Consider the following 26,722-nt stretch of genomic DNA (forward strand, 5'->3'; position numbering starts at 1 on the left):
TAATAACTTTAAAAACACACACTCATGAAAACTAACAATGCAATTTTCATCTCAATTATTCTTTTCTTCTGCTGCTCAGCGAGTCATGCACAATTGAAAGTGCTTTCAAATGGTAAAGTTGGAATTGGTACTACTACTCCCAAGTACAGCCTTCTGGATATTGGAAAGGCAGGTACTGCCGGCGGATTGGCTATTTATAACAGCGCATTGTCCAATCCTCTTCTTTTTAAATTATATTCTAACGGAGATTATGGCTATTTAAATTTTGGAGGAATAGCAAAACATGGAATAACAATCTGTAAAGATGGTGGTATTGGTCTTGGAGCCGATCCCTCTATAGAACTGGATACTCCTGAGTATATTAACATATATACTTATGGGGAGAGATCTGCATTAATGGCTTATGCAAAGTACCCCTATGATTATGGTGATATCATAAAAGTTTATTCATGGCGTGATACCGATATGGCTTATGTTGTAAGAGACGTGCGTAATGGTGGGAGTCCGCTTGTTTTTTATGTAGCCGGTGATGGAAGTGTCTATTCAAAGGGTAGTATACTGACAGCTTCTGATGAATCCTATAAAGAAAATATAAGTTCAATAAACAATAGCCTGAATACGATCAGACAAATGAGAGGTGTTACCTATAAGTTAAAGGAACAGGCTGATGAATCAACTACTGCAAGCACTCTTCAAAGTGATGTTTCTTCCAGAGATACTTTATCCGCTCAGTCTCCTGTACCGGTTGAAATCGTTAATAAGATAAAAGCTGAAAAGAAAAGAAAGAAGTCCGGTTTTATCGCTCAGGAATTGGAAGAAATATTCCCGGAAGCTGTTTATACATTACCCAATGGAAAGAAGGCCATTGCTTATTCTGAAATTATTCCTTTATTAGTGGAAGCCATCAAAGAACAACAAAACGAAATAGATAAACAGCAGAACGAAATTGATGAATTAAGACAATCTAAGATCGTTCAAACCAGATCTGCTATTGGTGCTGTAGATGAACAATCAGATGTAAACTCATTGCTGGATGAAAAGCTGAAAGCCAAACTTTATTCCAATATACCCAATCCTTTTAAGGAACAGACTACTATTTCTTTCTTTATCCCCGAAGCATCTTCCAGAGCCAGTATTCATATCTATAACCTTCAAGGAAAACAGATAAAACAGCTCAATATTGAGTCACGAGGAAATGGTTCGGTAACTATCAATGGCTATGAGTTGACTCCGGGAATGTATATGTATTCATTGATTGTAGATGGCCAAGAAGTTGATACGAAAAAGATGATATTAACCGAATAAATGTGAGGTAATTATGAAAAAAATAATGCTCTATTTCTTTATTAGTATTTGCTGTGATTTACTTCAAGCACAAGAGTCTTTAACTTTGCATATTACTCCTGGTACATTGAAAGATAATCTCACAGAAACACAATTGGCTAAAGTGAAAAAGTTAACCTTAATTGGTGGAATGAATGATAATGATTTTGTTATTTTCAGAGAATACATGCCTCAATTGGAAGAATTGGTTATGAGAGAAGTAGATATAGAAGAAATTCCTGCCAAAGCATTTTGCAAGAGTAATATATATTATCTTGAATTACCAGAGAAGCTCAAAAGTATAGGTGATAGTGCTTTTTATAGTTTAAGAAGTATTGGGATTAATCTGACGATTACAGGTGAGTTTCCAATTCTAAAAGGAAATGTTTTTGCAAATGCCATTAGACATTTTTATGTTGATGAAAATAATTTGTATTGCAAAATGACAGATAATGAATTCATTTATTCCATGGATGATAAGATTCTGTATGCTGCTCCTATGGGGGCAATCATTCGTATTCCGGAGGGAGTTGAAATCATATATAGAGGCGCTTTTCAAAATTGCTGGATTGATTACGGAGAAATAGTAATCCCTTCTTCTGTAAGAGTCATCGGTGGACATGCTTTTGATAATGTAGAAAGTGTTGAACCTGTTCGTTCTGGGGGAGTTGTATCGTATACTTGTTGGGCATCAGAACCTCCTATATTAGATGGAGAAGTTTTCAATAAAGAAAATGTGGGTTATACTTATTTATTTGTTTTGGAGGAATCTGTAAAATTGTATAAAGCATCTCCTCAATGGAATGAATTTAGGTGTATATCTGGGACTCATCTACCACAAGGAATTTCGAATAATGAAGTATCATTTTTGAGAATGAATATTTCTGATAATAACCTTCATATAGATTCAGAGAAAAATATTTATTCAGTAGAAATAGTAAACATAGATGGATATATTATATATAAAAAGGTAGTTGATAATAGTTTTTCTTTAAATATTCCTATATGTGGTAAGTTTGTTGGTTTACTACAAGTAGTCTATAAAGATGGAGATAGAGAAGTTATTAAATTAAACTTTTAATTAATCGGAAAGAATTTATGAATAGAATATTACAATTTTTGATTTTTATATTTTGGAGTACTTTGTTGTATTCTCAGAATATAGTGGTTGATGGGGTTACCTTCTCAACAGATGGAAGGACTCTGATTAAATATCCGAAAGATAAAACAGACGAGGAGTATGTGGTACCCGAAGGTACGGAAATTATAATGTCATATGCAATTGATATGAATGAACATTTACGCAAGATTACTCTACCTTCATCTTTAATGAAAATGAATTCGCAAGCTATAAAATCTTGTTCTTGTTTGGAAATTGTAGTTTTTAACACATATCCTCAGCAAATAGTAAGTCCCATATTTGTTAATAATCCAATTAAAGAGTTTCAGACATCAGAAACGTGTCTAAATTGTATTGCAATTGATGGCGTACTTTTTTCATCTGACAAAAAGGTATTACTCCATTTTCCTACATATAACAGTCTTGAACCTAAAAATAAGTATATAGTTCCCGAGAGTACAGAAATTATTTCTGAATATGCTTTTGAAGGGGCTCATGTGAATGAACTTATACTTCCTTCTACTTTGAAGGAGATTGGAGATTATGCATTTTCCTGGTGTCAAGCCATTTCGGTTACTTGGAAGCAGTTCCCTGCCAATAGAGGATTGGGGATATTTGCGGGAACTAAAATTTCTTCATTTAATGTCATGGGAGATGATTGTAATTGTGTTTCTATCGATGGTGCTCTTTATTCAAAAGATAATAAGTGTTTGCTTTTAGTGCCGGCATGTAAAACATATGATAGAATTCCTGAGGGGGTTAGAGAAATTGGTACAAAGGTTATGGGAGGAGCTAACATTGGGAAAATGATACTACCAACCACATTGACTCACATAAACGATTCTGCTTTTTATGATAATATCTCTTATAATTCTTTTTTGGTTGTTACAGGACAATTTCCAATTCTCGGGAAGCATATTTTTTATGATAAAAGTATTTCTATTATTACTGATAACGATAATCCATATTGTCATACATCAGAGGATGGGAGTGTTTATTCAAATGACGGAAAAGTCTTACATTTTGCTCCAAGAGATTTCCAGCATTATTCTTATTGTTGTGTTGAAATAATAGACCGGTATGCATTTCAAGATACTTACTTCCGTTATGGAGATATTTATATTCCTAATAGTGTGCGTTTGATTAGAGAGCATGCCTTTGATGATATTAAACCTGCCTTGCCAACACGTTCAGAGCCTTCGTATTATAATTTCAAATTTGCCTGTGATGCATTGACCCCTCCCGAATTGGAAGGTGAAGTGTTTACTGAAAACAATGTTGGCAATAGTACTTTATTGGTTCCAAAAGGATCTGAGGAATTATACAAAGCCACTCCTCAGTGGAATACATTTGGAACTATAGAAACTCCTCGTCCTCCACAAGGAATTTCTGAAAATTCAGTTTCTTCTTTGAAAGTTAATCGCGTGGATGGAGCAATTTACATAGAAGCTTTAAAGCCATTGGAAACAGTAAGATTAATCGATTTAAATGGAAATGTTGTACATGAAAAGAATCAGGTGAATAGTTGTCATACGATTTGTGATATTTCTTTTCTTGATGGATTTTTCGGTTTACTACATGTGATTTTTAAAGACGGAGATAGTGAAGTTCTCAAATTAAACTTCTAATTAATTTAATCGGAAAGAATTATGAATAGAATCTTACAATTTTCGATTTTCATATTTTGGAGCACTTTGTTGTGTTCACAAAATAGAGTTGTTGATGGAGTTACCTTCTCAGCTGATGGAAAGACTTTGATAAAGTATCCTACAGATAAGTTTTATAAAGAATATATAATACCTGAAGGTACGGAGATCATAGGTAAAAAAGCATTTGTAGGAGCTTGGGTTGAAAAAGTGACATTGCCAACTACATTAACTCATATAAACGATTCTGCTTTTTATTATGGGGCATCCCATTTTATCATTACAGGAAAGTTTCCAATTCTTGGAAATCATGTTTTTGGGCTAACTGCTGAAAGGTATTTTGAAGTTAGTCAGGGTAATTCTTATTGCCAAGTGTCAGAGAATGGTTTTGTCTATTCAGAAGATAGGAAAACTGTACATATAGCTCCTGGAATTATAGTTGGTTATTTAGAGAATATTGAAATAATTGACAGGTACGCATTTCAAGATTGTTACTTCCGTTCTGGAATTTACATTCCTGGTAGTGTGCATTTAATTCGAGAGCACGCATTTGATGATATTTATAAGGATATACCAATACGTTCAAAGTCATCATCTTATAATTTAAATTTTAAATGTGATGTATTAATTCCTCCCGAATTGGAAGGTGAAGTGTTTACTGAAAACAATGTTGGCAATAGTACTTTATTGGTTCCAAAAGAGTCTGAAGAATTATATAAAACTGCTTCTCAGTGGAATACGTTCGGGACTATAAAAGGGTATACTCCTGGACCTCCACAAGGAATTTCTGAAGATTCGGTTTCTTCTTTGAAAGTTAATCGTGTGGATGGAGCAATTTACATAGAAGCTTTAAAGTCGATGGATACGGTAAGGTTAATCAATCTAAATGGGAGTATTGTACGTGAAAAGAATCAGGTGAATAGTTGTCATACGATTTGTGATATTTCTTCTCTTGATGGATTTTTCGGTTTACTACAGGTTATTTATGAAGATGGGAGTAATTATACAATTAAATTAAATTTTTAAGGATATGACACGCTACTTTTTTATTGTTATATTTATTCTGATTTCTACACAGCTTAAAGCTCAGTTATCAGAAACAATCCGTGTAGAGGAGTCGGATCTTTCGTTTTCGCGTATGGAAGAATTTGATTGTGTTATGTGGGAAAAGAGTTCTGAATTTACGGAACAGGTAAATACCCCTAAACTTCCGGTTATTATAGAATCATTCGTTATTCCTTTTGATGCGCAAGTTACCAATATTGATGTGGTTGTGAAAGGGAAAAACTTGTTGAATAGAAGTTTGTTGATTGTACCTGTTGATCCTCCTATTTCAATAGGAAATGATTTTGCAACATCATCGCTCAAACCGGATGGCGCCATTTATAATTCATCTCTTGCTTACCCTACAGAAAATGTGAAGATCATTTCTGATGTATACGAACATGGGTATCATGTAGTGACAGTTGAAGTTTGTCCTTTCGAATATGTTCCTCTAAATAAAGCATTGTCCTTATTGGATTTGACATTTACAATAAATTATATGCAATCACGCGGAGTTACTGAATATCCACAATATCAATCTTCCAAATCGGCAAATCGTGCCTATCGTTTTGTTTATTCTAAAGTGAAGAACAAGCAAGACATGAATCGTTTTTCAAATCAGAGAACTGGAATAATATCCAATGAATCATTGAATATGAATGAAAGGAGTTTGGGTGCTTCTAATACGATAGTAAATATTATTCCTGAGTATTTGATTGTGACTAAGAATGAATTAAAACCTACTTTTCAACGTTTGGCAGATTGGAAAACGAAAAAAGGAGTGCCAACTGTTGTTATGACAATAGAAGAAGTACAGGCACAAAATGAAGGATGTGATCTTGCTGAGAAAATAAGAAACTATCTAAAGAAATGTAGACAGAATTGGGGAAGTGATTTCTTTGTTCTCTTAGGAGGAGATACTAATATTATTCCAGAGCGAATGGGTACTAATGGGACTGATCGCTATGATAGTTATAATGAAAAGACTGATGTATATAAAAAGGATTCTACCATACGAGCACAAGATTTATATTTTACAGCATTAGATGGGAATTGGAATATGAATAATAATCATGTTTACAATGAATATTACCAATATCAAACAGCAAATAAATACCCTTCTGCTAAAATAAATTTAGATCATGCTGATTTTGGAAGGGACATATATTTAGGACGTGCTCCTGTAAAAAATATTAGTGAGGCTGAAAACTTTGTAAATAAAGTGTTGATGTATGAAAAAGCTAATGCCAATATTGATTACTCTTATATACTTAATAGTCTTAACATAGACGCATTCATTGACAAAGATGAAAATACTGGTTTTTTGAGTGTTGATGCAAGAAGTTCTATAGATGGATATTATAGTTCATATTCTCAATTGAATCGTTGGTTTCTTTTTGACCATTACAATTGTACTTGCAATAAACATTCAAAATATGTAACGAAGTCTCGTGGAGAAGAACTAAATAAAAATAATTTTATGGCTGCGCTTCAAAATGGGGGGAATTCAGGGTTAAATCATTTTCATTTAGTTTATCACATGGATCATTCTTCTCCAAGAGGAATGGGAGCTTCTTCTTTGGATAAAAATGAGGCGATACATAACACAGATGTGGATTTGTTGACAAATGGGAATTATTTACAAATAGTATTGTCAAGTGGTTGTGAACCGGCTACTTTTAATGAAGATTGTATTGCAGAGCATTTTATACATAATCCCAATGGTGGTGCAGTGGCATATATAGGTAACGCAGATAGAGGACGAGCTAATGAGCATTTTCAACTTAATAATTTATTAAAGGCTTTATATTCCAATGAATCAACTTATCATAATTTGGGCTATGTATTTCAAGCGACTATTGGCAGTAGGAATAGTGATAATTGCCGACTAACCCTTTTGGGAGATCCGGAAATGTCTGTATGGACAGCAGTTCCACAAACGTTGAATGTATCTGTCACCCCTAATACCATAACCAATGGTGAGAACACAATTTCTATACAAATCAATAATTTGCCTGTAAATCAGGAGGCACTGGTCTGTTTGATGAAAGAAGGAGAAGGATATTCTACTTTAACTATAAATGACCGGGCGGTACATTCTTTTACTTTTACTCCGTATACATCCGGTGTGGTTGATGTTACGGTTACTACAAATAATTTCCGTCCTTTTGAAACAACGATTCCCGTCAGTGTAAGTCCGAAAGCGGTTCTTCATATTTCAGATTTGGTATTTGATGATGATAAAACGGGAGGTAGTAATGGGAACAATGATAAACAATTGGATGCAGGAGAAACGGTTGAACTTTCTGTTGCGTTAAAAAATGAAGGAAGTACGGTTTCGGATGTTGTGACAGGAAAATTAACTTGTAATTCTTCGGAAATCAGTATGATTAATGATGTGGTTTCATTTGGTAAAATCAATGCAGGAAGTAACCAGGTGTCGGGTACAAAATTTGTATTTACTATTGATAAGAACTGTAGAGAGCACCTCAAGAGTGCTCAGGACCCGATAGAGTTTACTTTAAAGATACAAAATGGTACGAATTTCGTTAATGAAAAATTCCTGGTGGATGTTTTTGCTCCTGAAATAGAGATTGGTAATCAAAAGGTTACTTGGACAAGTAATGGAAATACGACAGTTGAGGCAGGAGAAACAGTGAAGATGAATATTGATTTAATGAATATGGGGAAGGCTGTGGCTACAGGGGTGAAAGCTGTACTTATTTCAAACAATGCCCAGATATCGTGTTCGTCTACACCAATTGTATATCCGGCTATTCCTTTTGCTGAGACTAAGAGTAATACGGTTGCTTTCCAATTTCAAACAGCAAGTAACTATACAGGAGGGTTGAACTTAACATTACAGCTTAGTAATGAGTATGGAAAGATCTGGAGTTTTCCGGTGAATCCATTGTTGCGACCTGCTATGATAGATGCGTCAACCATTAATACCCTCTCTTATAGTTCTTCGATAAATGTGTATTGGACACCAGTAAGCAATGTGGCCGGTTATAACATATATCGCAGTAACAATGGTGAAAATGGTGTCTATCAGAAATTGAATAAATTCCCTCTAACTGCTGCCTATTATTTGGATGATAATCTTGCTAAACTTGCTACCTATCATTATAAAATCTCAACAATTTCAACTAACGGGAATGAAAGTAGCTGGAGCCCGGCTTATCGTACATGGACTTCGTATCCGGTGGTAAGTCCGTTCCCACGACGAATTTCTACTGGTGCTTATTCATCTGTATCCAGCCCTAATATTGCAGATGTAGATAATGACGGTAAACAAGAAATATTTTGGATTTACGAAGATCGGTATGAAACTCGTACCAGCTATTTGATGGGATTCCGGCCTACGGGTGAGGAATTGTTTGATATCGATGGAAATGTAACTACGGTCAGCGGTTTTGCTAAAACACCAACAATGCTGACAGGCCAAGTGGCTTTTGGAGACTTAGCTGGGAATGGGGAACAAAATATTGTAGTATCTACGTGGGACGATCTATACAGAGATAAAAACGCTGTTCGCTGTTATTCTCCATTTGATAAGGATGGAGATCATAAACCGGATTTGTTATGGGAAAAAAAGATTCCTTATTCAATGTTTCAAAGTCCGGTAATAGCCAATTTAGATGGGAGTTCGGATGGGACGATGGAGGTTGTTATTAAATCGCATCAGACTTCTGATATTTTTATTCTGGATCATAATGGTAATGAATTGAGGCGAATAAATCCGAATGTTAATGATGGTAGAAGTTGTAACTATTCTGCTTTAACTGTTGCTGATCTGGATAACGACGGCCAAATGGAAATCATAGCTTCTTATGATTCTTTGGGTATTTATATCTGGCGGCAGGATGGAACTCCTTTTACAACGAATCCATTCTGGGGAGCAGGTATTCTTAGGTTGGCATCTGCTCCAGTAGTATGTGATTTGAATGAGGATGGAAAAAAAGAAATATTGTTCTCGCAGCGGCAAATGGCCGAAAGTCATATTTTCGCCATTAGCCTGGAGGGCGATAAAACGGTTGCCGGCTGGGATGGTAGTCAGACTATTCCATATACGGTTAATGTTGTAGGGGCTACTCTTGATCATACTCTGTCCGTGGGTGATATTAATAATGACGGTCACCTGGAAGTGGTTATATTAGGTCATGAAATGGTGAAGGCATGGAAGCATACAGGTGATTTTCTTTTTAGTAAACCTATTAATGGATTGTTTCCACAAGAGAATTATGCTGCCAATATAGATGCTCCTGTTTTGGCCGATGTGGATGGAGATGCTATACCGGATGTTGTTTTTTGTTGTAAAAACTTTATTTATGCTTTACATAATGACGGAAGTGATATTGTAGGGTTTCCAATAATATCGGATGAAGGATTTCTGGTGGCCCCTTGTGTGGCAGATATTGATAATGATGGTAAAAATGAGCTAATTGCCGGTAATGAAAAAGATTTGTATGTGTGGAAGACCGAAGGTATTCCTACAGCAATAGAATGGGGCGTTTATCGTGGTAACCCGCAAAATACCGGAGAGTATTTTCCGACAGTTTGTAAACCAATGCTGATAAATGCCAATGAAACATGGGATGGGGAATCTCCTTGCGGAAACGTGGTATTACAATCGGGACGCCTGGTGGTTCCAGGTGATAAGACGATGACGCTGAATAATACTTCATCGGTAATAGTTCGTTCGGGGGCTACACTTGAAGTAGACGGTGGCAGTATCCTGAATGCACGGCTTGTGGTGCAGAAAGGGGGTACAGTGGTTGTCAAAAACAACAGTCTGATCAAGTTACGAAGCGGTGCCGGATTTGAGATGGAGAATGGCGCAGTGCTGGATTTACCTTGTGGGGCGATTGATGTGCCTTAAATGATATTTATAGAGTGGACTTAAAAAGATGTCTGAAATATGGATGCTAAAGGAAAACTGGAGGAGGGATACTTAAGTTTCTTTTAATTATTTGTATTAAGACATCTTTTCTTTTTGCTTGAGATATACAATATTTCTGTTTTTAATTCTTGGCCTCTTTTGTGGTTATCTTGATGAAATCCTGTACTTTTGCAAGCGTAACTAATGAGAGAGCCAACTTATGAACCAGATAAATTCAGTATGCGTCTACAGCGCATCAAGTACCAAGATAGATGAAGTTTACTTTAATGCCGCCCGACAGTTGGGGCAATTGCTTGCTAAACGCCGTATCCGGCTCATTAATGGGGCAGGTAGTATCGGGCTGATGCGCTCGGTGGCAGATGCTGTTCTTGAAAATGGTGGAGAGGTGACCGGAGTAATTCCGAAGTTTATGGTAGAACAGGGATGGCATCACACAGGATTAAGTAAACTGGTAGAAGTGGAAAGTATGCACGAGCGCAAGCAATTGATGGCTGATTTGAGTGATGCTGTTATTGCGTTGCCCGGTGGTTGTGGTACATTGGAGGAGTTACTCGAAATTATTACCTGGAAGCAGTTGGGGCTTTATTTTAATCCGATTGTTATACTAAATACGAATGGTTTCTTTGATCCGTTGCTCGATATGCTTACGCGTGCTATTGACGAAAACTTTATGAGGCGTCAGCACGGAGAGATCTGGCATGTGGCTACTACACCAGAAGAGGCTGTGGAGCTGATATATACGGTTCCTGTCTGGGATGCGTCTATTCGAAAGTTTGCTGCGATATGAGTATGTGGTTAATGCTGACATCGGGCTTTGAGGGAATGCCTCTCCCCTACTCTCCCCGCACGGATGATGTAGTAGCATTGATATTGCTGACTTGTTTCTTTTTGTCTTCTTTTGCACTGGCACGTAGTAAGAAGTTTCTTTCTCAACAGGCAAAGGATTTTGTACTGCATCGGGAACGTACCAGTATCTTTGCTGTTTCTACGGCAGCAGATGTTCGGTATCTGTTGTTGTTAGTACTGCAAACCTGTATTTTGAGCGGAATCTGTATTTTTAATTATTTCAATGATGTGCAACCGGCTTTGATGGAAGAAGTCTCTCCCCGCCTGCTGCTTGGAGTCTATATACTTGCCTGTTTGCTTTATCTATTGTTTAAATGGATGCTCTATTCTTTTTTAGGATGGGTGTTTTTTGACAAAAATCGGACAAGCCTTTGGCTGGAATCTTATTCTACATTGATCTATTATCTTGGATTTTCCCTTTTCCCATTCGTATTGTTCCTTGTTTACTTCGATCTGAAAATCATATTTTTAGTTTCAATCGGATTGTTTCTGATAATTTTTACTAAAATATTGATGTTCTATAAGTGGTTAAAGCTTTTTTTCGATAATATTAGCAGCATTTTCCTTTTAATTTTGTACTTTTGTGCCCTTGAAATCATACCCTGTTTGCTTTTGTATCAGGGTTTGAGAGAGCTAAACAATATATTGGTAATAAAATTTTAGGACGTTGAAAATTAAGAAAGTACTTGTGTCGCAGCCTAAGCCTGCTTCGGAGAAATCTCCATATTACGACATTGCTGAGAAGTATGGCGTAAAAATAGATTTCCGCCCCTTTATCAAAGTGGAAAGTGTTTCTGCTAAAGAGGTTAGACAACAGAAGGTGTCAATACTTGACCACACAGCTGTCATATTTACTTCGCGTCATGCGATTGATCATTTCTTCCACCTTTGCACGGAGCTTCGTGTGACGATTCCGGAGACGATGAAGTATTTCTGTGTGACGGAGCAAATCGCGCTATACATACAGAAGTATGTGCAATATCGTAAGCGTAAGATCTTTTTCGGAGCTACGGGTAAGATTGAGGATCTCATTCCTTCTATCGTAAAGCATAAGACTGAAAAGTATCTTGTGCCAATGTCTGATGTGCATAATGATGACATTAAGAACCTGCTGGACAAGCATAATGTTCAGCATACGGAAGTTGTAATGTATCGTACTGTCAGCAACGATTTTGGAGAGGGAGAAGAGTTTGACTATGATATGTTGGTGTTCTTTAGTCCTGCCGGCGTTTCTTCATTAAAGAAGAACTTTCCGGATTTTGATCAAAAGAATATTAAGATCGGAACATTTGGCTCTACTACAGCACAAGCTGTTCGTGATGCCGGCCTTCGTTTAGACCTGGAGGCTCCTACTGTGCAGGCTCCTTCTATGACAGCTGCACTGGATATGTTTATTAAGGAAAACAATAAGGGAAAATAAAAGAAAGGAATAAGTTACGGGCTACGAGCTACGGGTGCTACGTATTGTACGTGTGTTAGTGCTTGTAGCTCGTAATTTTTTTAACTTGTAACCGGAGAAGATGAATACATTGTGCAAGGCCGAAAGGCTCTATAGTAAGATTGTTATTGAGAAGATGTTTGCAGGCGGGGCTTCGCGTTCATTTTCTGTCTTTCCTTTGCGTGCAGTGTATATGTCTGTTGACAGGCAGGAAGTGCCTGCATCTATCCTTATCAGTGTTCCTAAAAAACGGTTTAAGCGTGCTGTGAAACGCAATCGGGTGAAGCGGCAGATACGCGAAGCTTACCGTAAAAATAAGGGTGGATTGTGGCAGGCTTTGGAAGAGAAGGAACAAGGGGTGGCTGTTGCTTTTATCTATCTGTCGAATGAATTGTTCTCCTCTGCTGAAATAGAGAACAAGGTGAAGATTTTGCTTGCCCGCATAGCAGAGAAGCTGGAATGAGGCGCTTTTTGTCTTACATATTGTTGCTTCCTATTTACTTTTACCGGGCTTGTATTTCACCTATGACCCCTCCTTCTTGTCGCTTTACTCCTACCTGTTCGCAGTATGCTATTGAGGCGATCAAGAAACACGGACCATTCAAAGGGCTTTATCTGGCTGTAAGAAGAATTCTGCGTTGCCATCCATGGGGTGGTTCCGGCTATGACCCTGTGCCTTGATTGCTTATGGAACTATTAGATATACATACCCATCACTTGGCGGAAAGTACGTTTTCTGCAATTAAGAATATTCGTTTTCTCAAAGAAGAATTTTCTCCGGAGCCGGGGCGATATTATTCAATAGGCATTCATCCCTGGGATGTAGAACTGGAGGATGAGATTGATTGGGGTTTGTTTGAGGAGTTAGCTATGCATCCTCAGGTATTGGCTGTTGGTGAGTGCGGTATTGATAAACTGGTACATAAAGAATTGTTACCGGTTCAGGAACGTATCTTCTTGCGGCAGTTGGGTATTGCAGAACGTCTGCTGAAGCCCGTTTTAATTCATAATGTGAAATCTACGGAAATCATCAGTTTGATGAAAGGTCGTAGCCCTGGCCTTATTCCCTGGATATTACATGGTTTTCGAGGGAAAAAGCCTCTTGCTTTGCAACTTATCCGACATGGATTTTACCTCTCATTCGGTGCCAGATACAACGAAGATACTTTACGTGCTGTACCACTTGACCGATTGTTTCTGGAAACAGATGATGCAGAGACGGATATTCATGAAATTTATAAGAAAGTGGCTGATACACTGAATATGTCTGTGGGAGAACTCACAGAGCGGGTACAGCGTAACATTAAGAATGTATTTTTTAATGAATAAGAGTTGTTTCTTCGAAGAAAGAGTCGTACTTTTGCCCAGACTAAATATTTAAAAACTAATATCATTCGATGAATTTTGTAGAAGAATTAAGATGGCGTGGCATGTTACAGGATATGATGCCAGGCACAGAAGAATTGTTAGCTAAGGAGCAAGTAACGGCTTATCTCGGAATTGATCCGACTGCTGATTCGCTGCATATTGGTCACTTGTGTGGCGTAATGATGCTCCGCCACCTTCAGCGTTGTGGTCATAAACCATTGGCACTCATCGGTGGTGCAACAGGTATGATTGGCGATCCATCCGGTAAATCGGCAGAGCGTAATCTGTTGAACGAAGAGACGTTGCGTCATAATCAGGCTTGTATAAAGAAGCAGTTGGCTAAGTTTCTGGATTTTGAGTCGGATGTTCCGAATCGGGCTGAGCTGGTCAACAATTATGACTGGATGAAAGAATTTACTTTCCTTGATTTTGTTCGTGAGGTGGGCAAGCACATCACTGTAAATTATATGATGGCAAAAGATTCGGTTAAGAGACGTCTGAATGGCGAAGCTCGTGATGGTTTGTCATTCACCGAGTTTACTTATCAGCTTCTTCAGGGATATGACTTCCTGCATCTGAACCAGACGAGAGGTTGTAAGCTTCAGATGGGTGGTTCGGATCAATGGGGTAATATCACCACTGGTGCTGAACTGATACGCCGTACGAATGGGGGAGAGGTTTTTGCCTTGACTTGTCCGTTGATTACAAAAGCCGATGGTGGTAAGTTCGGTAAGACAGAATCGGGAAATGTATGGTTGGATGCAAAATATACTTCTCCGTATAAGTTCTTCCAATTCTGGTTGAATGTGAGCGATTCGGATGCCGAACGTTATATCAAGATATTTACTGCTTTGTCGAAAGAAGAGATTGATTCGTTGATTGCAGAACATCAGCAGGCTCCGCACTTGCGTGTACTTCAAAAACGCCTGGCAAAAGAAGTGACAATCATGGTTCACTCTGAAGAGGATTATAATGCGGCTGTAGACGCCTCGAATATCTTGTTTGGTAATGCAACCTCTGATGCGCTGAGAAAACTTGATGAAGACACGCTATTGGCGGTTTTTGAGGGTGTTCCTCAGTTTGAAGTATCCCGTGATGCATTGGTGGAAGGTGTAAAGGCAGTTGATTTGTTTGTGGATGATGCTGCTGTATTTGCATCCAAAGGTGAAATGCGTAAGCTGGTGCAGGGTGGGGGAGTTTCTTTGAATAAAGAGAAACTGGCTGCTTTTGACCAGGTTATAACCACTGCAGACCTGCTTGACGAGAAGTATTTACTTGTTCAGCGTGGTAAGAAGAACTATTATCTGATCATTGCTAAATAAAAAAAAGTAGCAAAATATTTGGAGAATTAGACATATAACACTATCTTTGCACCGCTTTTTAACAGAAAGCACAGTTAGTTTGTCCCATGGTGTAATGGTAGCACAACAGTTTTTGGTTCTGTTTGTCTAAGTTCGAATCTTGGTGGGACAACGAACAATGTCTTGATAAGACAACAACTTTATTGTAAAAAACACTAAATCCCGCTAAATATGGCTATTTAGCGGGATTTTTCTTTTCATACTTTTCCTACTCTATAGAGAGTGTGAAATAAGAGGTATGTAAAAATCTCTAATTACTGAACTTTTTTCTTGTCTATGTGTCATTTATATGTTACCTTTACAGCATGGTGAAGAAGGTTAGGGAACTCATTTTGTATAAGTCATACTTTAAAGAGTTCTATAGGGAGCAATCTCCGAAAGTGCAGAATAAGATTGCTAAAATCTTAGAGATACTGGAATATATAGAATGTGTTCCTACGAAGTATCTTAAATATATGGAGGGTACAGACGGTTTGTACGAGATACGTGTAACCTTGGGTAGCGATACATTTCGTATTTTTTGTTTTTTTGATAAGGGGCAGTTAGTGGTTTTACTTTCCGGTTTCCAAAAGAAAATGCAAAAAACACCTAAAAAAGAGATTGATAGGGCTGTCCGATTGATGGCTGAATATTTTGATGATAAAAAGAGGAGGTAAAATAATGGATATTACAACATTCGATCAATTTAAAGATGAAATTTACGGTGTGAAAGGTACATCCAGGCGAGACGAATTAGAACGTGAACTGGAAACACTGCGCATTGGTATTCAAATTCGTAATGCCCGTCAGAAGAAAGAAATGACGCAGGCGCAACTGGCCGAACGTATAAACAAGAAACGTACATTTATCTCTAAAGTAGAGAATGACGGAGGTAACTTGACACTGAAAACCTTGATAGATATAGTTGAAAGGGGGCTTGGTGGTAAGCTGAATATTGAAGTACAAATTTAAACGACTTCGCCCGGATGATGGAAATCACCCGGGCGAATTGTTTTTGTCTTCTCTTATAAGATATAAAGAACATTTAGCGATGTTTGTACGCTTGGGCTTTCTCCTTCGTAGCCTTCATCATTACCGCCCGGCTAGGTTGTATCTGCCTTGGCAAAAGAGAGTGATTTGCACATCGCTTTTAGGTCAGTGCATGGTGTGAAGAGGATGTGCGTCTTTACAATTTTACGGCATCTACGTTTTTTTTTCTTTCTCCATGCTTTACTGGAAATAGAAATACGGAAGCGGCACCCGTAGCAAAATACGATAGATCCTCCCAGCTAAAGTCGGTGATATTGGATATCTAATTTATAGTTCCTCCAACAGTCGCACCGATAATGATATGTCAGAACTCATTTGGGCTCCGTATATATCAACGGATTATTCAGGAAACTTTAATTAGGCTTTCCTCCTTTAGGTCCTCCGTCAGCACATTCATCTTATTATCCATTCCTCATAATTATTTATATTATCCACAGACACTTCTTCAAAAGCTATTCGTTTAAGCTCTTCTCTATACTCAAACACGATAGCCGATTTCTCCGGATACTCTTGCAATCGCCTATAAATCCTTTGATAGATTATCATACTCGAAGGATATGTAAGTCCAGCCGTATGAAATAGTATTAGATTGCTTTTCTTGAATAATATATTTATTAATATGGCAGCTTTTATTCTTATGTGTATTATATCATCTGCATATATTTTGTAATCCATATTAAACTCTTCATACAATAGCTTTATTTCACTATCAGAGAAATCATACTTCTTCAGTAAACTATAAAGTTTAATATGTTTGAATATTTTGAAATTTTTAAAATATATATCTGTTTTTTTTCTATCTTTATTTCTCCTATGATGATAGGAGAAGTGACCTTCTTGTTGAATATACATAAAGGAAAAGCAGTTCTTCTATTTTTGAGAGATACAATCCTCCCTAAATTATGTATTGCAGAAAAGCATGCATAAAATTTACCTTTAACCACGGTAAAAGAACTTGTATTTTCCAAGTTATATATCTTAAGATAATAATTATCGGATGACTGGAAACTTGTATGATTTATAGCCATAATTTATAGGATTATTAATAATGAAATTTCCATTGTTTAGTAATGAACTGATAAATTTATCATTACCTGTTGATAAATAATATTTTATAGCAGCATTTATCCGATGATTACCATCAGTAATGGTTCTTGTCCCCTTGTGATAAAATCCAGCAGCGCCAGATTTATCACTAAAAGTACCATTTCTCATTTGTTCATAATACATATCTACTATTTCTTGTTTTACGCCTTGTTGCGCACTACGCAAACCTAATTGCATTGCAGTCTGCTGTATTTGCTGATTTTGGTCGGAAACTCCTGTCAGTACATTTATCTTATTATCTAGCGAATACTGCGCCGCCGTTCCTATAGCTGATAGTCCACTTGTCATGAGACTCATTTTGGCTCCATTCCACATGCCGTCCAAGAAAGAAGTTTCAGGATTGTCATCCAATTCAGCCACCACACCACCCATCAGGGTACCGAAAGGTAAGCCGGAAATCTCATGGGTAATCAGGTTCTTAAGCAGCGGTGACTGTATGTTTTTGGTAAGCTTATCAAGAGGAGCTGAGAACTTACCGGCAACCTGATCTTCAAAAGTCTATCTGTCCCCATTTTTTAACGACTCGAAAACTATTTGATTAAGAGAACTAAAATCATCTTGATTGTAATAGCGATATTCTATTTCATAATCTACTAAAAGTGGAGCCACTTCTTTCTTAAACCATTCTAAGTCTTTCATCACTCCACTTTTTAATTTGCAATATTGATGATGTTTTTCTTACTTCAGGCAACATTTGCCTACCTTGTCTATTTAGGAGAGCTTTTTGATTATAATTGGCATTTGGACCAATAACTTTATACCAATTAGGCTTTCCTCCTTGTATCAAACTGCTTTTAGGTACTTTAAACTCAGCATATATAGTACCTTTGGCAGCACTTGTATACGCAGTTGGTCCACCTGTTGACACAAATGTCATTCCATCAGTAGCTTCTATTATATGTCCTATTTTTTTTAATTTTTCAAAAGCGACAACTCAGAAGCGATCGGTGGTTATTATCTTATTTTTTAAGAAACCTTTTAACGTTTCTTTTTTAATCTTTCAACTACTGTTTCTATTGGTGTTACAAATTTATTCCAATATACAATCACAGCATCATAACCGTCGCTCTCTGATTTTTGTACAGCATTGAAAGTGTACAAAGTACCATTATCGCAAGGATAGTTTGCGTTGGTTGAATGTTTTTCGTGCATATCAAAATAATGTTCCTTACTACTCATTGTTTTGCCCAAACTGCCTGTTAGAAAAGCAACTTTCTTATTTGTAAAATCAAAATCTTTTCGAGTAGCTTCAAAAATTCGATTGAGATATGTACTTTCTATTTCGTTCAATAATAAATTATCATCTGTTTCTACTTTATCAGTTTGTTCCATCGTATCATTTGAATTATATTTATGAATGGAGGAACAACTGAGTACTAGTATTTCTAAACACACTATTATAAATAATTTCTTCATATTATTGCAAATTATGGAATTTGATAAAGATACGGACTGGAATAAATACCAACTTGTCGGGTTATCATTTGAAGTTGCAACCAATAAGGATGAATTCCACCTAAACTAGGAATTCCAACAGACCAAAGGGCTTTTGATGTGTAACCAACACAACTTTTTCCAAGTAAATTCCACATTAAAGTCTGATTGTCCATTTTCAATTGAAGACTTTCTGAAAGTTTAGATAAAATATTTTCATTAACATTGTTAATGAAAACTTTCCAACCAGCTCCGTCATTTGCGTGATTTTCCCAAATTTTTCCTTTCATTGTCCTTGAAAGTTCTTTGATAGTACTTGTTTTATTTTTTAATGCAGCCATATCAATTCCTTCTCCTAATTCTGTATATGGTCCTACCGAAACATTAATTTCTGCGGATTCATTAACCAAAGCCGAATGACTAATAGCATCTTTCTTTTCCACTATCAAATCGGCATTTATTTCACCACCAAATAACGATATAACATCTGTTAGATTGGCCAACGCCCCAAACCCATATCCCATATTTTCATACCATTTGTTCCCCTTTTTACCAAGATAACCCCATTCGCCTGTTCCGAAATTATACGAAGTAACTCCAAAACTAATTAATGAAACAAGCGATTAAAGAGAACGCCACTCCCAAAACTCTATTCCGGTATCCAACTTCCGTTTTTTCATCAACTTCTTTATTTTATCGGAAACAATGAAGCTGCCTCTACGAGCTGTCGAATTGAAAAAATCCAAATCTTTTGCTTTGTTATAATCAATACAGGGTACTGCAATACTATCTGTTCCTGGAACATATTTCGAATGCTTTTCATCAATTACATCAAAGATCTTGGTAAAATGGATGATATAATACAGATTTTCACCATATTCTTCACTCATTGTTTTGACAGGTAAAAACTCCAAGGGGTAATCCGCAGGAAGATTCTGCTCTATCAATTGTTTCAGCTCTTCATTGGCAAAATATGGATTAACATTTGAGTTCATAAAAGGAGCATACATACCGCCTTTTAATTGAAAAGTCATATTCTCATAACCAATTACTGGGAGAACTCTCTCTCCAAAACGCGTATCTGTACCCTTAGGGGCATATAATACCCCAATTTTTTTATTATCCTTCAGGAGGAGATAGTAAAATTTCTTGTTCATAATTACTACTTATTTATTTATCCAAAATGATTTCTTTAACATCCATGGATTATTAATAACCGGTTTTATTACTCTCAATTTAAACTGTTTAATGAATGCTTGTTGGTTCATACCGGGCATTGCATCAATCTCCGTCATTCGATCAAGAGTCCATTGATGGTATTTATTAGGATGTCTCCCAGTGTGAGGCAATTTAGCCTTATTCCAGTCTCCATCCAAATTGAGGCCATATTTTTCTACAATATCTTCCATTTGAGGTGTAAACCGGGAATTCTTATTAGTTGCAAAATGATGCATTTCTTTTGGTAATATGGGTTTCCCTGTCAGTACATTTGCCTTATTATCCAGCGAATACTGCGCCGCCGCTCCTATAGCTGATAGTCCACTTGTCATGAGACTCATTTTGGCTCCATTCCACATGCCGTCCAAGAAAGAAGTCTCAGGATTGTCATCCAATTCAGCCACCACACCACCCATCAGGGTACCGAAAGGTAAGCCGGAAATCTCATGGGTAATCAGGTTCTTAAGCAGCGGTGACTGTATGTTTTTGGTAAGCTTATCAAGAGGAGCTGAAAACTTACCGGCAACCTGACCACCGGCATAAGACATAGCACCAGCCATTATGCCATCGAACGCAATTTGCGGTAGGCTGATATTATTCCAACCGTTATTGAATCCCTGGTTAAGCGTAGAATTAATGGCACCTGTACCGGCGGCGATACCCATAGCGGCACCAGGGAACGCCATAGTCAACGCTCCGGAGGCGGCACCCGTAGCAAAATACGATAGCCCCTCCCAACTAAAGTCAGCACCATTGGATATCCAGTTTATAGCTCCTCCAACAACTGCACCGATAACGATATGCCAGAACTCACCATCGGGATCCGTATATATCAACGGATTATTTACACAATACGAATACCTGTTGAAACTTTGCGAGAAATCCGGCATCTGCACGAACGGGTCGGGACTCAAGAACCTTGCCAGCAATGGGTCGTACATACGGCCGTTCATGTCGATCAGTTGGAATTCGTCCAAATGTTCGTGACCCGTATAGCCACGGTGGAATTTAAAGGTATTATTCGTTACTGTGCGCTTGCCCCAAACATCATAGGAAGCTTTGAATACTTCATCACCGGAAATCTCTGCCAGCGTCATAATACTGCCCAGATGGTCTTTATAAGCGTAGTAGGTCTTATCGGATTGACCCGGTTCTTTCACGCAGACAGCAACCAGGCCGTCATCGCCACTGATATAATACAATCCTTTCGTGACACCGTTCTCAGTGATTTTCTCATAATCACCCGCATAAACAGTGGTGCGAGTAACAATGTTGTTCTTCTTTAAAACGGATTTCCAACGCTGACGATCGGGGCCATACGTGATATTCAGCAGATAGTTGTCTGAACCAACTGTCTCACTAATGGAAGAAACCTTATTGAAGGCCGTATAGGCAATGTTTTGGAGATTCCCGGAAATCAAACCGGAAGTGTTGTCAACCGTACTTATCGCATGAGGCTTGCCTCCATAACTATAGGAACCCAGGCCCGTTTTTGAAGTGATGTTACCGTTGAGGTGATATCCCATGGACATGGCCGTGGAATTACCTTCACGAACTTCTGTCAAACGATCCGCATGGTCATAAGTGAAAGACTCCATTTGCGGAATCATACCCGTGCGGGAAGTGAGGTTACCGGTGGCGCCGTCAAACACATAGTCCATGTTATGAAATACGGTGTTGGTATAAGTGTTAGACACATTCTGGTTAGTCAGTAAGCCTTGTGAATTGAGGGTCTTGGTAGCAATTACGTGCTCGGAACCAAGCATGGAGCTGGTTATCGTTCCGGTATTGCTTAGGAGCATCCACACATCGGTTTGTGATTCCGGTGTCCCTTTTGTCACGTGGTTCAAATTACCGTAAGCGTCATAAAAGTGGCTTACGGTAAAATCTCCTGGATAGGTGATAGTGCTCAACTGTCCCTTGTTATTATAGGAGTAAGTAAACGCTAACGCCTCCGTGCCATCCACTTGGCGGTTTTCTACATCTATACGCCCATAATCGTCATATGTATAGGAAATGGAGTTATTACCCGTTTGTTCTTTCGTCAATCGGGCGAAGCTACTACCCGAAGTACCATAGGTGTAGGTAGTAGACACGCCGTCAATAACGGTACTCGTCAAACGCCCCAAAATGTCATACGTATTCGTAGTGGTTTTATTCTTACCGTCAACCTGCGTTTTTACACGTCCGGCGGCGTCATACGTATAGGTGGTGGTACCTGCGTTGGGGTCGGTCAGCGTTTTCTGCCTTCCCACATCATTGTAAGTCATCATGAAATCGACGCCACCTGTGGTTATCTTTGCAGGGCTACCAACCGAACTATAAGTATAAGTGATACTCGAAATCGGATCGATGACGGACTTCACGCCGTCCCAGGCGTCATACACCTTGGTAGTGGTTCTTCCGTTTGTGGTGGTTGAAATACTTCGATCACCGTATGTATAAGAGATGGATTGCCCGGTACTGTTGGCTTGTGTCAGCACCCGACCGCGACCGTCATACGTGTACTCCTCCGTTGTGGTAAGATCACCTGTCTGAATCTGCTTCTTCGTAACTTGGTTCTTGATGTTATAAGTCGTACTCTGCTTAAGACTTATACCACTCTTATTTATACCACCGGGCCCAATACTTTCCACCAAAACCTCACGTCCCCGACTATCATACCAAGTTTTCACCCAAGGCTTTCCGGTAGCTTGAGTAAGTGTGAAGAAACGTTTGTCCAAATTGTTATTCCATCCGCGGAGATAGGTTTCTTTCGTACCGTCCGGGAAGGTTGTTGATGTCTTTTTTCCCCATCCGTCGTACGTGTGCGTAGTGGTCAATATGTTGGAAGGGTCACTTTCGTCGTTCTCGGAAAGGACATTTCCCCAGATATCATACGTGTATGTAATGACGGACGATAATGGAGAAGAGGTATAAGACTTGGTAACGAAGCGTTTTGTGGCATCATATTCATAGTACTGGACCGGGGTGCTTACTCCTATGCCGGATTTCGAGCTTATAAATAGATTTCCCCAAGTATCACATCTGGAATTGGTAACCAAACGCAGATTAGAAGCATTGTTCTCAATAATCTGGGTTTGGTATCCGAAAGGAATGTCATACGTGATTTGTGTTTTCTGAATAAAGGGCGAAGTATCATCCTTATGTTTTTGTATCTTGGTAATCAATCCGGGATGGTACGCTTTCCCGGCAAGAGTATAATTACTGTATTGCACGGTATGATACATAGTATTGTCATTATCGTAGACTGTCTTTTCCTGAGTTATATATCCGTAGGTAGTATTGAACTGGCGAGTCGTAGTAATTGTATGGTTATCCAAGTCTTTCTCTATGGTAGTGGCAGGATAGGCAAAATACTTTTTAGAACCTTTGTCCACAATGGTAAACGTAACGTTGGTTTCCGCTGTGCTGCCTCCTACGGTGTGTTTAGTATAGGTTGCGGAAGGTATATAGTAGGATGTATTCCAAGCCTTGACTCCCGATTCTGAGACTGTACCTAAAGACGTGTTTTCGGCCGTCATGGAAGATAATCCCAACATCCCTTTTCCTTGCAGGTGTAGTTTCAGACCTTTGTATCGGTAATGAGTGTAAGTGCGCTGTAGGTTGACTATCCCAGCTTTGTAATTATAATCCGTAGTGACACACTCTACCACATGTAAGGGCAAGGTACAATCGACAATGGGATAACTGCTACCCAAGCCTTTGGTATAGATATGGCCGTCGGTGAGGGAAGTGTAATCGATAGTAGTTATACTTCCATAGTCGCCGGTGGCGGATATCACTTTTCCACAGTTATTATTGTATTCGTATCCACGGTTACCGTACAATCGCCATTCGGGATTGCCGGTTGCATTGCTACTGCTATAACAATTGTAACCAAAATTCATCAACTCCGCTTGCCCGTCACCATTAAAGTCACCTACCATATAACGAGACGAAAGCGCGTCATCTTCGATGTTGGAAGTAGCATAGCGCATCTGAGTAAGCCTGTTTCCGGTAGAGCGCATCCAGTAGGTATGTGTTTTCGTGAATTCACCCCAGCTACCGGTAATGTCACTCTTCTTTTTATACATGGCTTTGGTTATCACCACATCCGATTTACCGTCGAAATCGAAGTCATAAACATTACAGTTAAACCTCTGATTATGATTATCGCTATCTTTGTCTGTAAAACTCTGATCGTAAATATCCAATGTGCAAGCTTGCGATTTTGTGAAAGTTCCATTACCATTGTTCAAGGCAAAATACCATTTACTATCATCGGTATTATTCATCAGGATATCCATCAACCCATCGCCGTTGAAATCGCCGGAGCGTATCATATTTACGTTGTAAATATTGGTACCTGTGGTTCTTTTAGCATCCGAGAATGTAGTTTCAGTTATCCCGTTACCTTGATTCCAAAAAATGGTATATCCTCCATTGTATATTACCATCAAATCCTGCAATCCGTTACCGTTCAGGTCCGATACGAATATTTCATCAGGCGCGGAAGGCATTGTTAGGTTAAATGCAATTTTTCCGGAATTGAATGTAATGATTTCACCGGGATATTTGTCGGGGTTATGTCCTTTCTCGATGAAAATAATATCTCCTTTCCCGTCATTATTAAAATCGCCGGTCGCATAAGCGGGCATTTCGCTACTATTTTGCAGATCATATCCATAAACTCCCTGAACAGTATTTCCATAAACATAAAAGCCTATTTGCTTCCAATTATTATTGATACTTACATGCGGTACTACAAACTCATTGAGACCATCTCCATCAAAATCAAGCACCGAAGTCCCCGCCTTCTGCTCTTGCATGTCTCCCAACTCAAAACCCGGTCCAAGGCGATAATTTGTCCCGGTGGCAAATTGAACATTCCCGTTAGAATTCAGAGAAGCCCAGTAGATATAAGCGTAGGTATCACCCGTCCAAGAGCCCGAACCTGTCGGAATCTGGACAGGAGCAATACCCATCATATCCGTCAAACCATCACCATTGAAGTCGCCGGCAATGAATTTCTGCTCGGAAAAGGCTACGGCAGGATATACAGACGCCGCATTTACCTGAGGAGAAACCGGTGCATTACTCATACCGGGCAAATAAGACCAAGTTAATTCAACAGGTTTCAACGCCTCACCGTTACCGTTTTTCTCCGTCACATTTGTCAGACGTGAAAATTCAGTGCCGGAACCATCGCTGTTAGTGTCATATTGTAAATAATAACGTCGGTAAACAGAACTACCAGTCTCACAACTTATCCCTATTAGCCGATAGTTCATAATCCCTTTCACACCCTCTATCACAAACGGTTGAGGATCATTGGAACGGATTTCATAATGGAAGGTTATCTTATTCAGCAGGCTGTTACTTCCATTTTTGTTTTTTCCATACGTGATGCTGCCGGGATACATGTAGTAATTCCATTGGTTATAGGTATAATTCATATAGTTACCCAGCGGATCTTCCACGTAATCCAGATACCACGCATAGATTTTGGGTGAACCACCCGCAGTATAGCTTTGCCGCGCACCGGGCGTATTTCCATAATAATAAATCTTACCGTCAGGAGATTTCACTTCGAACCACGTATTGGCCACGGTCGAATTATAAGTACCGTGAACAATTACTTTGGTAAAAGGGTCGGACTCGGGATAATATATGGCGCCCTCCTGACCTACGGCTCCGGAGTGATAAATTAGGCGTTTACCGTCCATATAGTATGCCTCATCGGCAGAAAAAGTCATTCCTGCGGCAACGCCGTCATGATACACCGTTTTGGGACCGCGCGTAATGGCGGATACACTCGAGAGGTTACATCCCCAGCCAACTATTCCGTTCCCCGACTGGCTGTTGTACAAAATGGAGAGGGAAGGTTGCAAGCCGCCTACCCCTTGGGGAACTTTGATAGGAATAGAGTAAATGGCTCCCCCAGTAGGAGACACATCAAGGGATCCTCCAATACCGCCTACTTCTTCGGGTTCGGTGCTATACGCGCTAGGAACATCTGTATAGTCAGAATCGTCAGGAGCAAAAAACGTAACGTTGGTAGTTATGGAACCTGAACAGTTATTTCCTTCGGATACAATATAATAGGTACCCGGTTCAAGCGACCTTTGTATAAAAGCGTGATATATAGAAGAACATTGTCCGTCACCGGAATAACCGTCGTTATGTACAATCGTACTTCCAAAGGAATTTAATAAATACATACAAGTATAATCAAGTTCCGAACCGCAATGGGTAATGGTTACATTCATTCTTCTAGTAATAGCAAACTTATAAAAGATATCATTGGACGGGCTGCCGGGATGTTGGCTGGTGAGATAGGCCGAATTCTGAATACTGGAATATTTATAGCTCCTACTGAACTCACCTATAAACATGGAAATCGTTACGCGGTCGATATCTAATTTAAATTTAGGCTCACCTGATATATGGGTTTGTATCAAACCGTTTTCACTATATCCCTCCGTTACTACATAATAGGTGCCGGGATCTAAGTCTTTTTTAATAAAATTCTGTTGAGGTTCACCACAAATTTCAGGTCCGTTATGTTCATTATAAGTTATCAGATTTCCCGAAGCGTCCAATAAGCTTATATAAGTATTACTCAAATTTAGATAGGGATATGAATCACAATGATATATAGTAACTTCCATCATTGCATTCAAAGTAAACTTATAATAAACGTCATTGGTTGGGCAACCAGCATAATTATCAGTAAAATCAGTCGTGTTTATTAAATCGGTATACTCGAACCCGGTATTATAAGTCCCAGTTACTATGGGTGTCGCTATTGTATTGCCTATCTGTCCGTAAACAACCGTCGGAAATAGTAATACGGAAAGTATGATTGATATGTATGTTTTCATTGTTATTAGATTTTGTCGT

At 38.6% G+C, this 26,722-nt stretch carries 20 protein-coding genes and 1 tRNA gene; 15 read left to right on the forward strand and 6 right to left on the reverse strand.

Going from position 1 to position 26,722, the window contains the following annotated elements; all coding sequences use genetic code 11:
• Nucleotides 1-24 precede the first annotated feature (24 nt).
• The 15 genes from ACESQI_RS00150 (at nt 25) to ACESQI_RS00220 (ending at nt 16,000) form a co-directional block, all read left to right on the forward strand.
• Nucleotides 25-1,305, forward strand: coding sequence for a tail fiber domain-containing protein (locus ACESQI_RS00150; RefSeq protein ID WP_256142105.1), 1,281 nt, complete (start codon nt 25-27; stop codon nt 1,303-1,305).
• A 13-nt stretch (nt 1,306-1,318) separates the two neighbouring features.
• Nucleotides 1,319-2,404 carry a leucine-rich repeat domain-containing protein gene (locus ACESQI_RS00155; protein WP_256142106.1) on the forward strand — a complete coding sequence of 362 codons (1,086 nt, stop codon included), beginning with the start codon at nt 1,319-1,321 and terminating at the stop codon, nt 2,402-2,404.
• 17 nt (nt 2,405-2,421) lie between these two features.
• Complete coding sequence (locus ACESQI_RS00160; RefSeq protein ID WP_256142107.1) at nt 2,422-4,071, forward strand: leucine-rich repeat protein; 1,650 nt, start codon at nt 2,422-2,424, stop codon at nt 4,069-4,071.
• A 21-nt stretch (nt 4,072-4,092) separates the two neighbouring features.
• Nucleotides 4,093-5,115 (forward strand): leucine-rich repeat protein, encoded by a 1,023-nt coding sequence (locus ACESQI_RS00165; protein ID WP_368107029.1) that lies wholly within the window; start codon nt 4,093-4,095, stop codon nt 5,113-5,115.
• 4 nt (nt 5,116-5,119) lie between these two features.
• The gene (locus ACESQI_RS00170) at nt 5,120-10,015 is read left to right on the forward strand and encodes a C25 family cysteine peptidase (protein ID WP_373125313.1); all 4,896 of its coding nucleotides are present in this window, start codon (nt 5,120-5,122) and stop codon (nt 10,013-10,015) included.
• Nucleotides 10,016-10,235: 220 nt separating this feature from the next.
• Complete coding sequence (locus ACESQI_RS00175) at nt 10,236-10,823, forward strand: TIGR00730 family Rossman fold protein (RefSeq protein WP_256142110.1); 588 nt, start codon at nt 10,236-10,238, stop codon at nt 10,821-10,823.
• On the forward strand, nt 10,820-11,545 hold the full coding sequence (locus tag ACESQI_RS00180) for a DUF4271 domain-containing protein (RefSeq protein ID WP_002558554.1): 726 nt from the start codon (nt 10,820-10,822) through the stop codon (nt 11,543-11,545). The genes ACESQI_RS00175 and ACESQI_RS00180 overlap by 4 nt, the downstream gene beginning before the upstream one ends.
• Before the next feature lie 4 nt (nt 11,546-11,549).
• Nucleotides 11,550-12,302 (forward strand): uroporphyrinogen-III synthase, encoded by a 753-nt coding sequence (locus ACESQI_RS00185; RefSeq protein ID WP_002558555.1) that lies wholly within the window; start codon nt 11,550-11,552, stop codon nt 12,300-12,302.
• A gap of 100 nt (nt 12,303-12,402) precedes the next feature.
• On the forward strand, nt 12,403-12,783 hold the full coding sequence (gene rnpA, locus ACESQI_RS00190; RefSeq protein ID WP_002558556.1) for a ribonuclease P protein component: 381 nt from the start codon (nt 12,403-12,405) through the stop codon (nt 12,781-12,783).
• Nucleotides 12,780-13,001 (forward strand): membrane protein insertion efficiency factor YidD, encoded by a 222-nt coding sequence (yidD, locus tag ACESQI_RS00195; protein ID WP_195350415.1) that lies wholly within the window; start codon nt 12,780-12,782, stop codon nt 12,999-13,001. Before rnpA ends, yidD begins: the two co-directional genes overlap by 4 nt.
• A gap of 6 nt (nt 13,002-13,007) precedes the next feature.
• On the forward strand, nt 13,008-13,649 hold the full coding sequence (locus ACESQI_RS00200; protein WP_256142113.1) for a TatD family hydrolase: 642 nt from the start codon (nt 13,008-13,010) through the stop codon (nt 13,647-13,649).
• A 68-nt stretch (nt 13,650-13,717) separates the two neighbouring features.
• Nucleotides 13,718-15,010, forward strand: a complete 1,293-nt coding sequence (gene tyrS / locus ACESQI_RS00205; RefSeq protein WP_007483200.1) for a tyrosine--tRNA ligase — start codon at nt 13,718-13,720, stop codon at nt 15,008-15,010.
• 80 nt (nt 15,011-15,090) lie between these two features.
• A tRNA-Gln gene (locus tag ACESQI_RS00210) sits at nt 15,091-15,161 on the forward strand.
• Between the two features lie 193 nt (nt 15,162-15,354).
• Nucleotides 15,355-15,705 carry a type II toxin-antitoxin system RelE/ParE family toxin gene (locus ACESQI_RS00215; protein WP_373125314.1) on the forward strand — a complete coding sequence of 117 codons (351 nt, stop codon included), beginning with the start codon at nt 15,355-15,357 and terminating at the stop codon, nt 15,703-15,705.
• 4 nt (nt 15,706-15,709) lie between these two features.
• Nucleotides 15,710-16,000 carry a helix-turn-helix domain-containing protein gene (locus tag ACESQI_RS00220; RefSeq protein ID WP_182416612.1) on the forward strand — a complete coding sequence of 97 codons (291 nt, stop codon included), beginning with the start codon at nt 15,710-15,712 and terminating at the stop codon, nt 15,998-16,000.
• Nucleotides 16,001-17,068: 1,068 nt separating this feature from the next.
• Here the strand turns inward: ACESQI_RS00220 and ACESQI_RS00225 are convergent.
• The 6 genes from ACESQI_RS00225 to ACESQI_RS00250 form a co-directional block, all read right to left on the reverse strand.
• The gene (locus ACESQI_RS00225; RefSeq protein WP_122201202.1) at nt 17,069-17,557 is read right to left on the reverse strand and encodes a hypothetical protein; all 489 of its coding nucleotides are present in this window, start codon (nt 17,555-17,557) and stop codon (nt 17,069-17,071) included.
• Between the two features lie 244 nt (nt 17,558-17,801).
• Nucleotides 17,802-18,062 (reverse strand): hypothetical protein, encoded by a 261-nt coding sequence (locus ACESQI_RS00230; RefSeq protein ID WP_373125315.1) that lies wholly within the window; start codon nt 18,060-18,062, stop codon nt 17,802-17,804.
• Nucleotides 18,063-18,163: 101 nt separating this feature from the next.
• Nucleotides 18,164-18,601: a hypothetical protein gene (locus ACESQI_RS00235; RefSeq protein ID WP_195661045.1), complete on the reverse strand. Its 438-nt coding sequence runs from the start codon at nt 18,599-18,601 to the stop codon at nt 18,164-18,166.
• A gap of 11 nt (nt 18,602-18,612) precedes the next feature.
• Entirely contained in the window at nt 18,613-19,143 is a 531-nt protein-coding gene (locus ACESQI_RS00240; protein WP_195661044.1) for a hypothetical protein, read from the reverse strand.
• A 99-nt stretch (nt 19,144-19,242) separates the two neighbouring features.
• Nucleotides 19,243-19,776, reverse strand: coding sequence for an imm11 family protein (locus ACESQI_RS00245; RefSeq protein WP_195661043.1), 534 nt, complete (start codon nt 19,774-19,776; stop codon nt 19,243-19,245).
• Between the two features lie 9 nt (nt 19,777-19,785).
• On the reverse strand, nt 19,786-26,703 hold the full coding sequence (locus ACESQI_RS00250; protein ID WP_281961834.1) for an FG-GAP-like repeat-containing protein: 6,918 nt from the start codon (nt 26,701-26,703) through the stop codon (nt 19,786-19,788).
• Nucleotides 26,704-26,722 lie beyond the last annotated feature (19 nt).

The organism is Bacteroides sp. HPS0048, assembly GCF_964240755.1.
Lineage (GTDB): Bacteria > Bacteroidota > Bacteroidia > Bacteroidales > Bacteroidaceae > Bacteroides > Bacteroides nordii.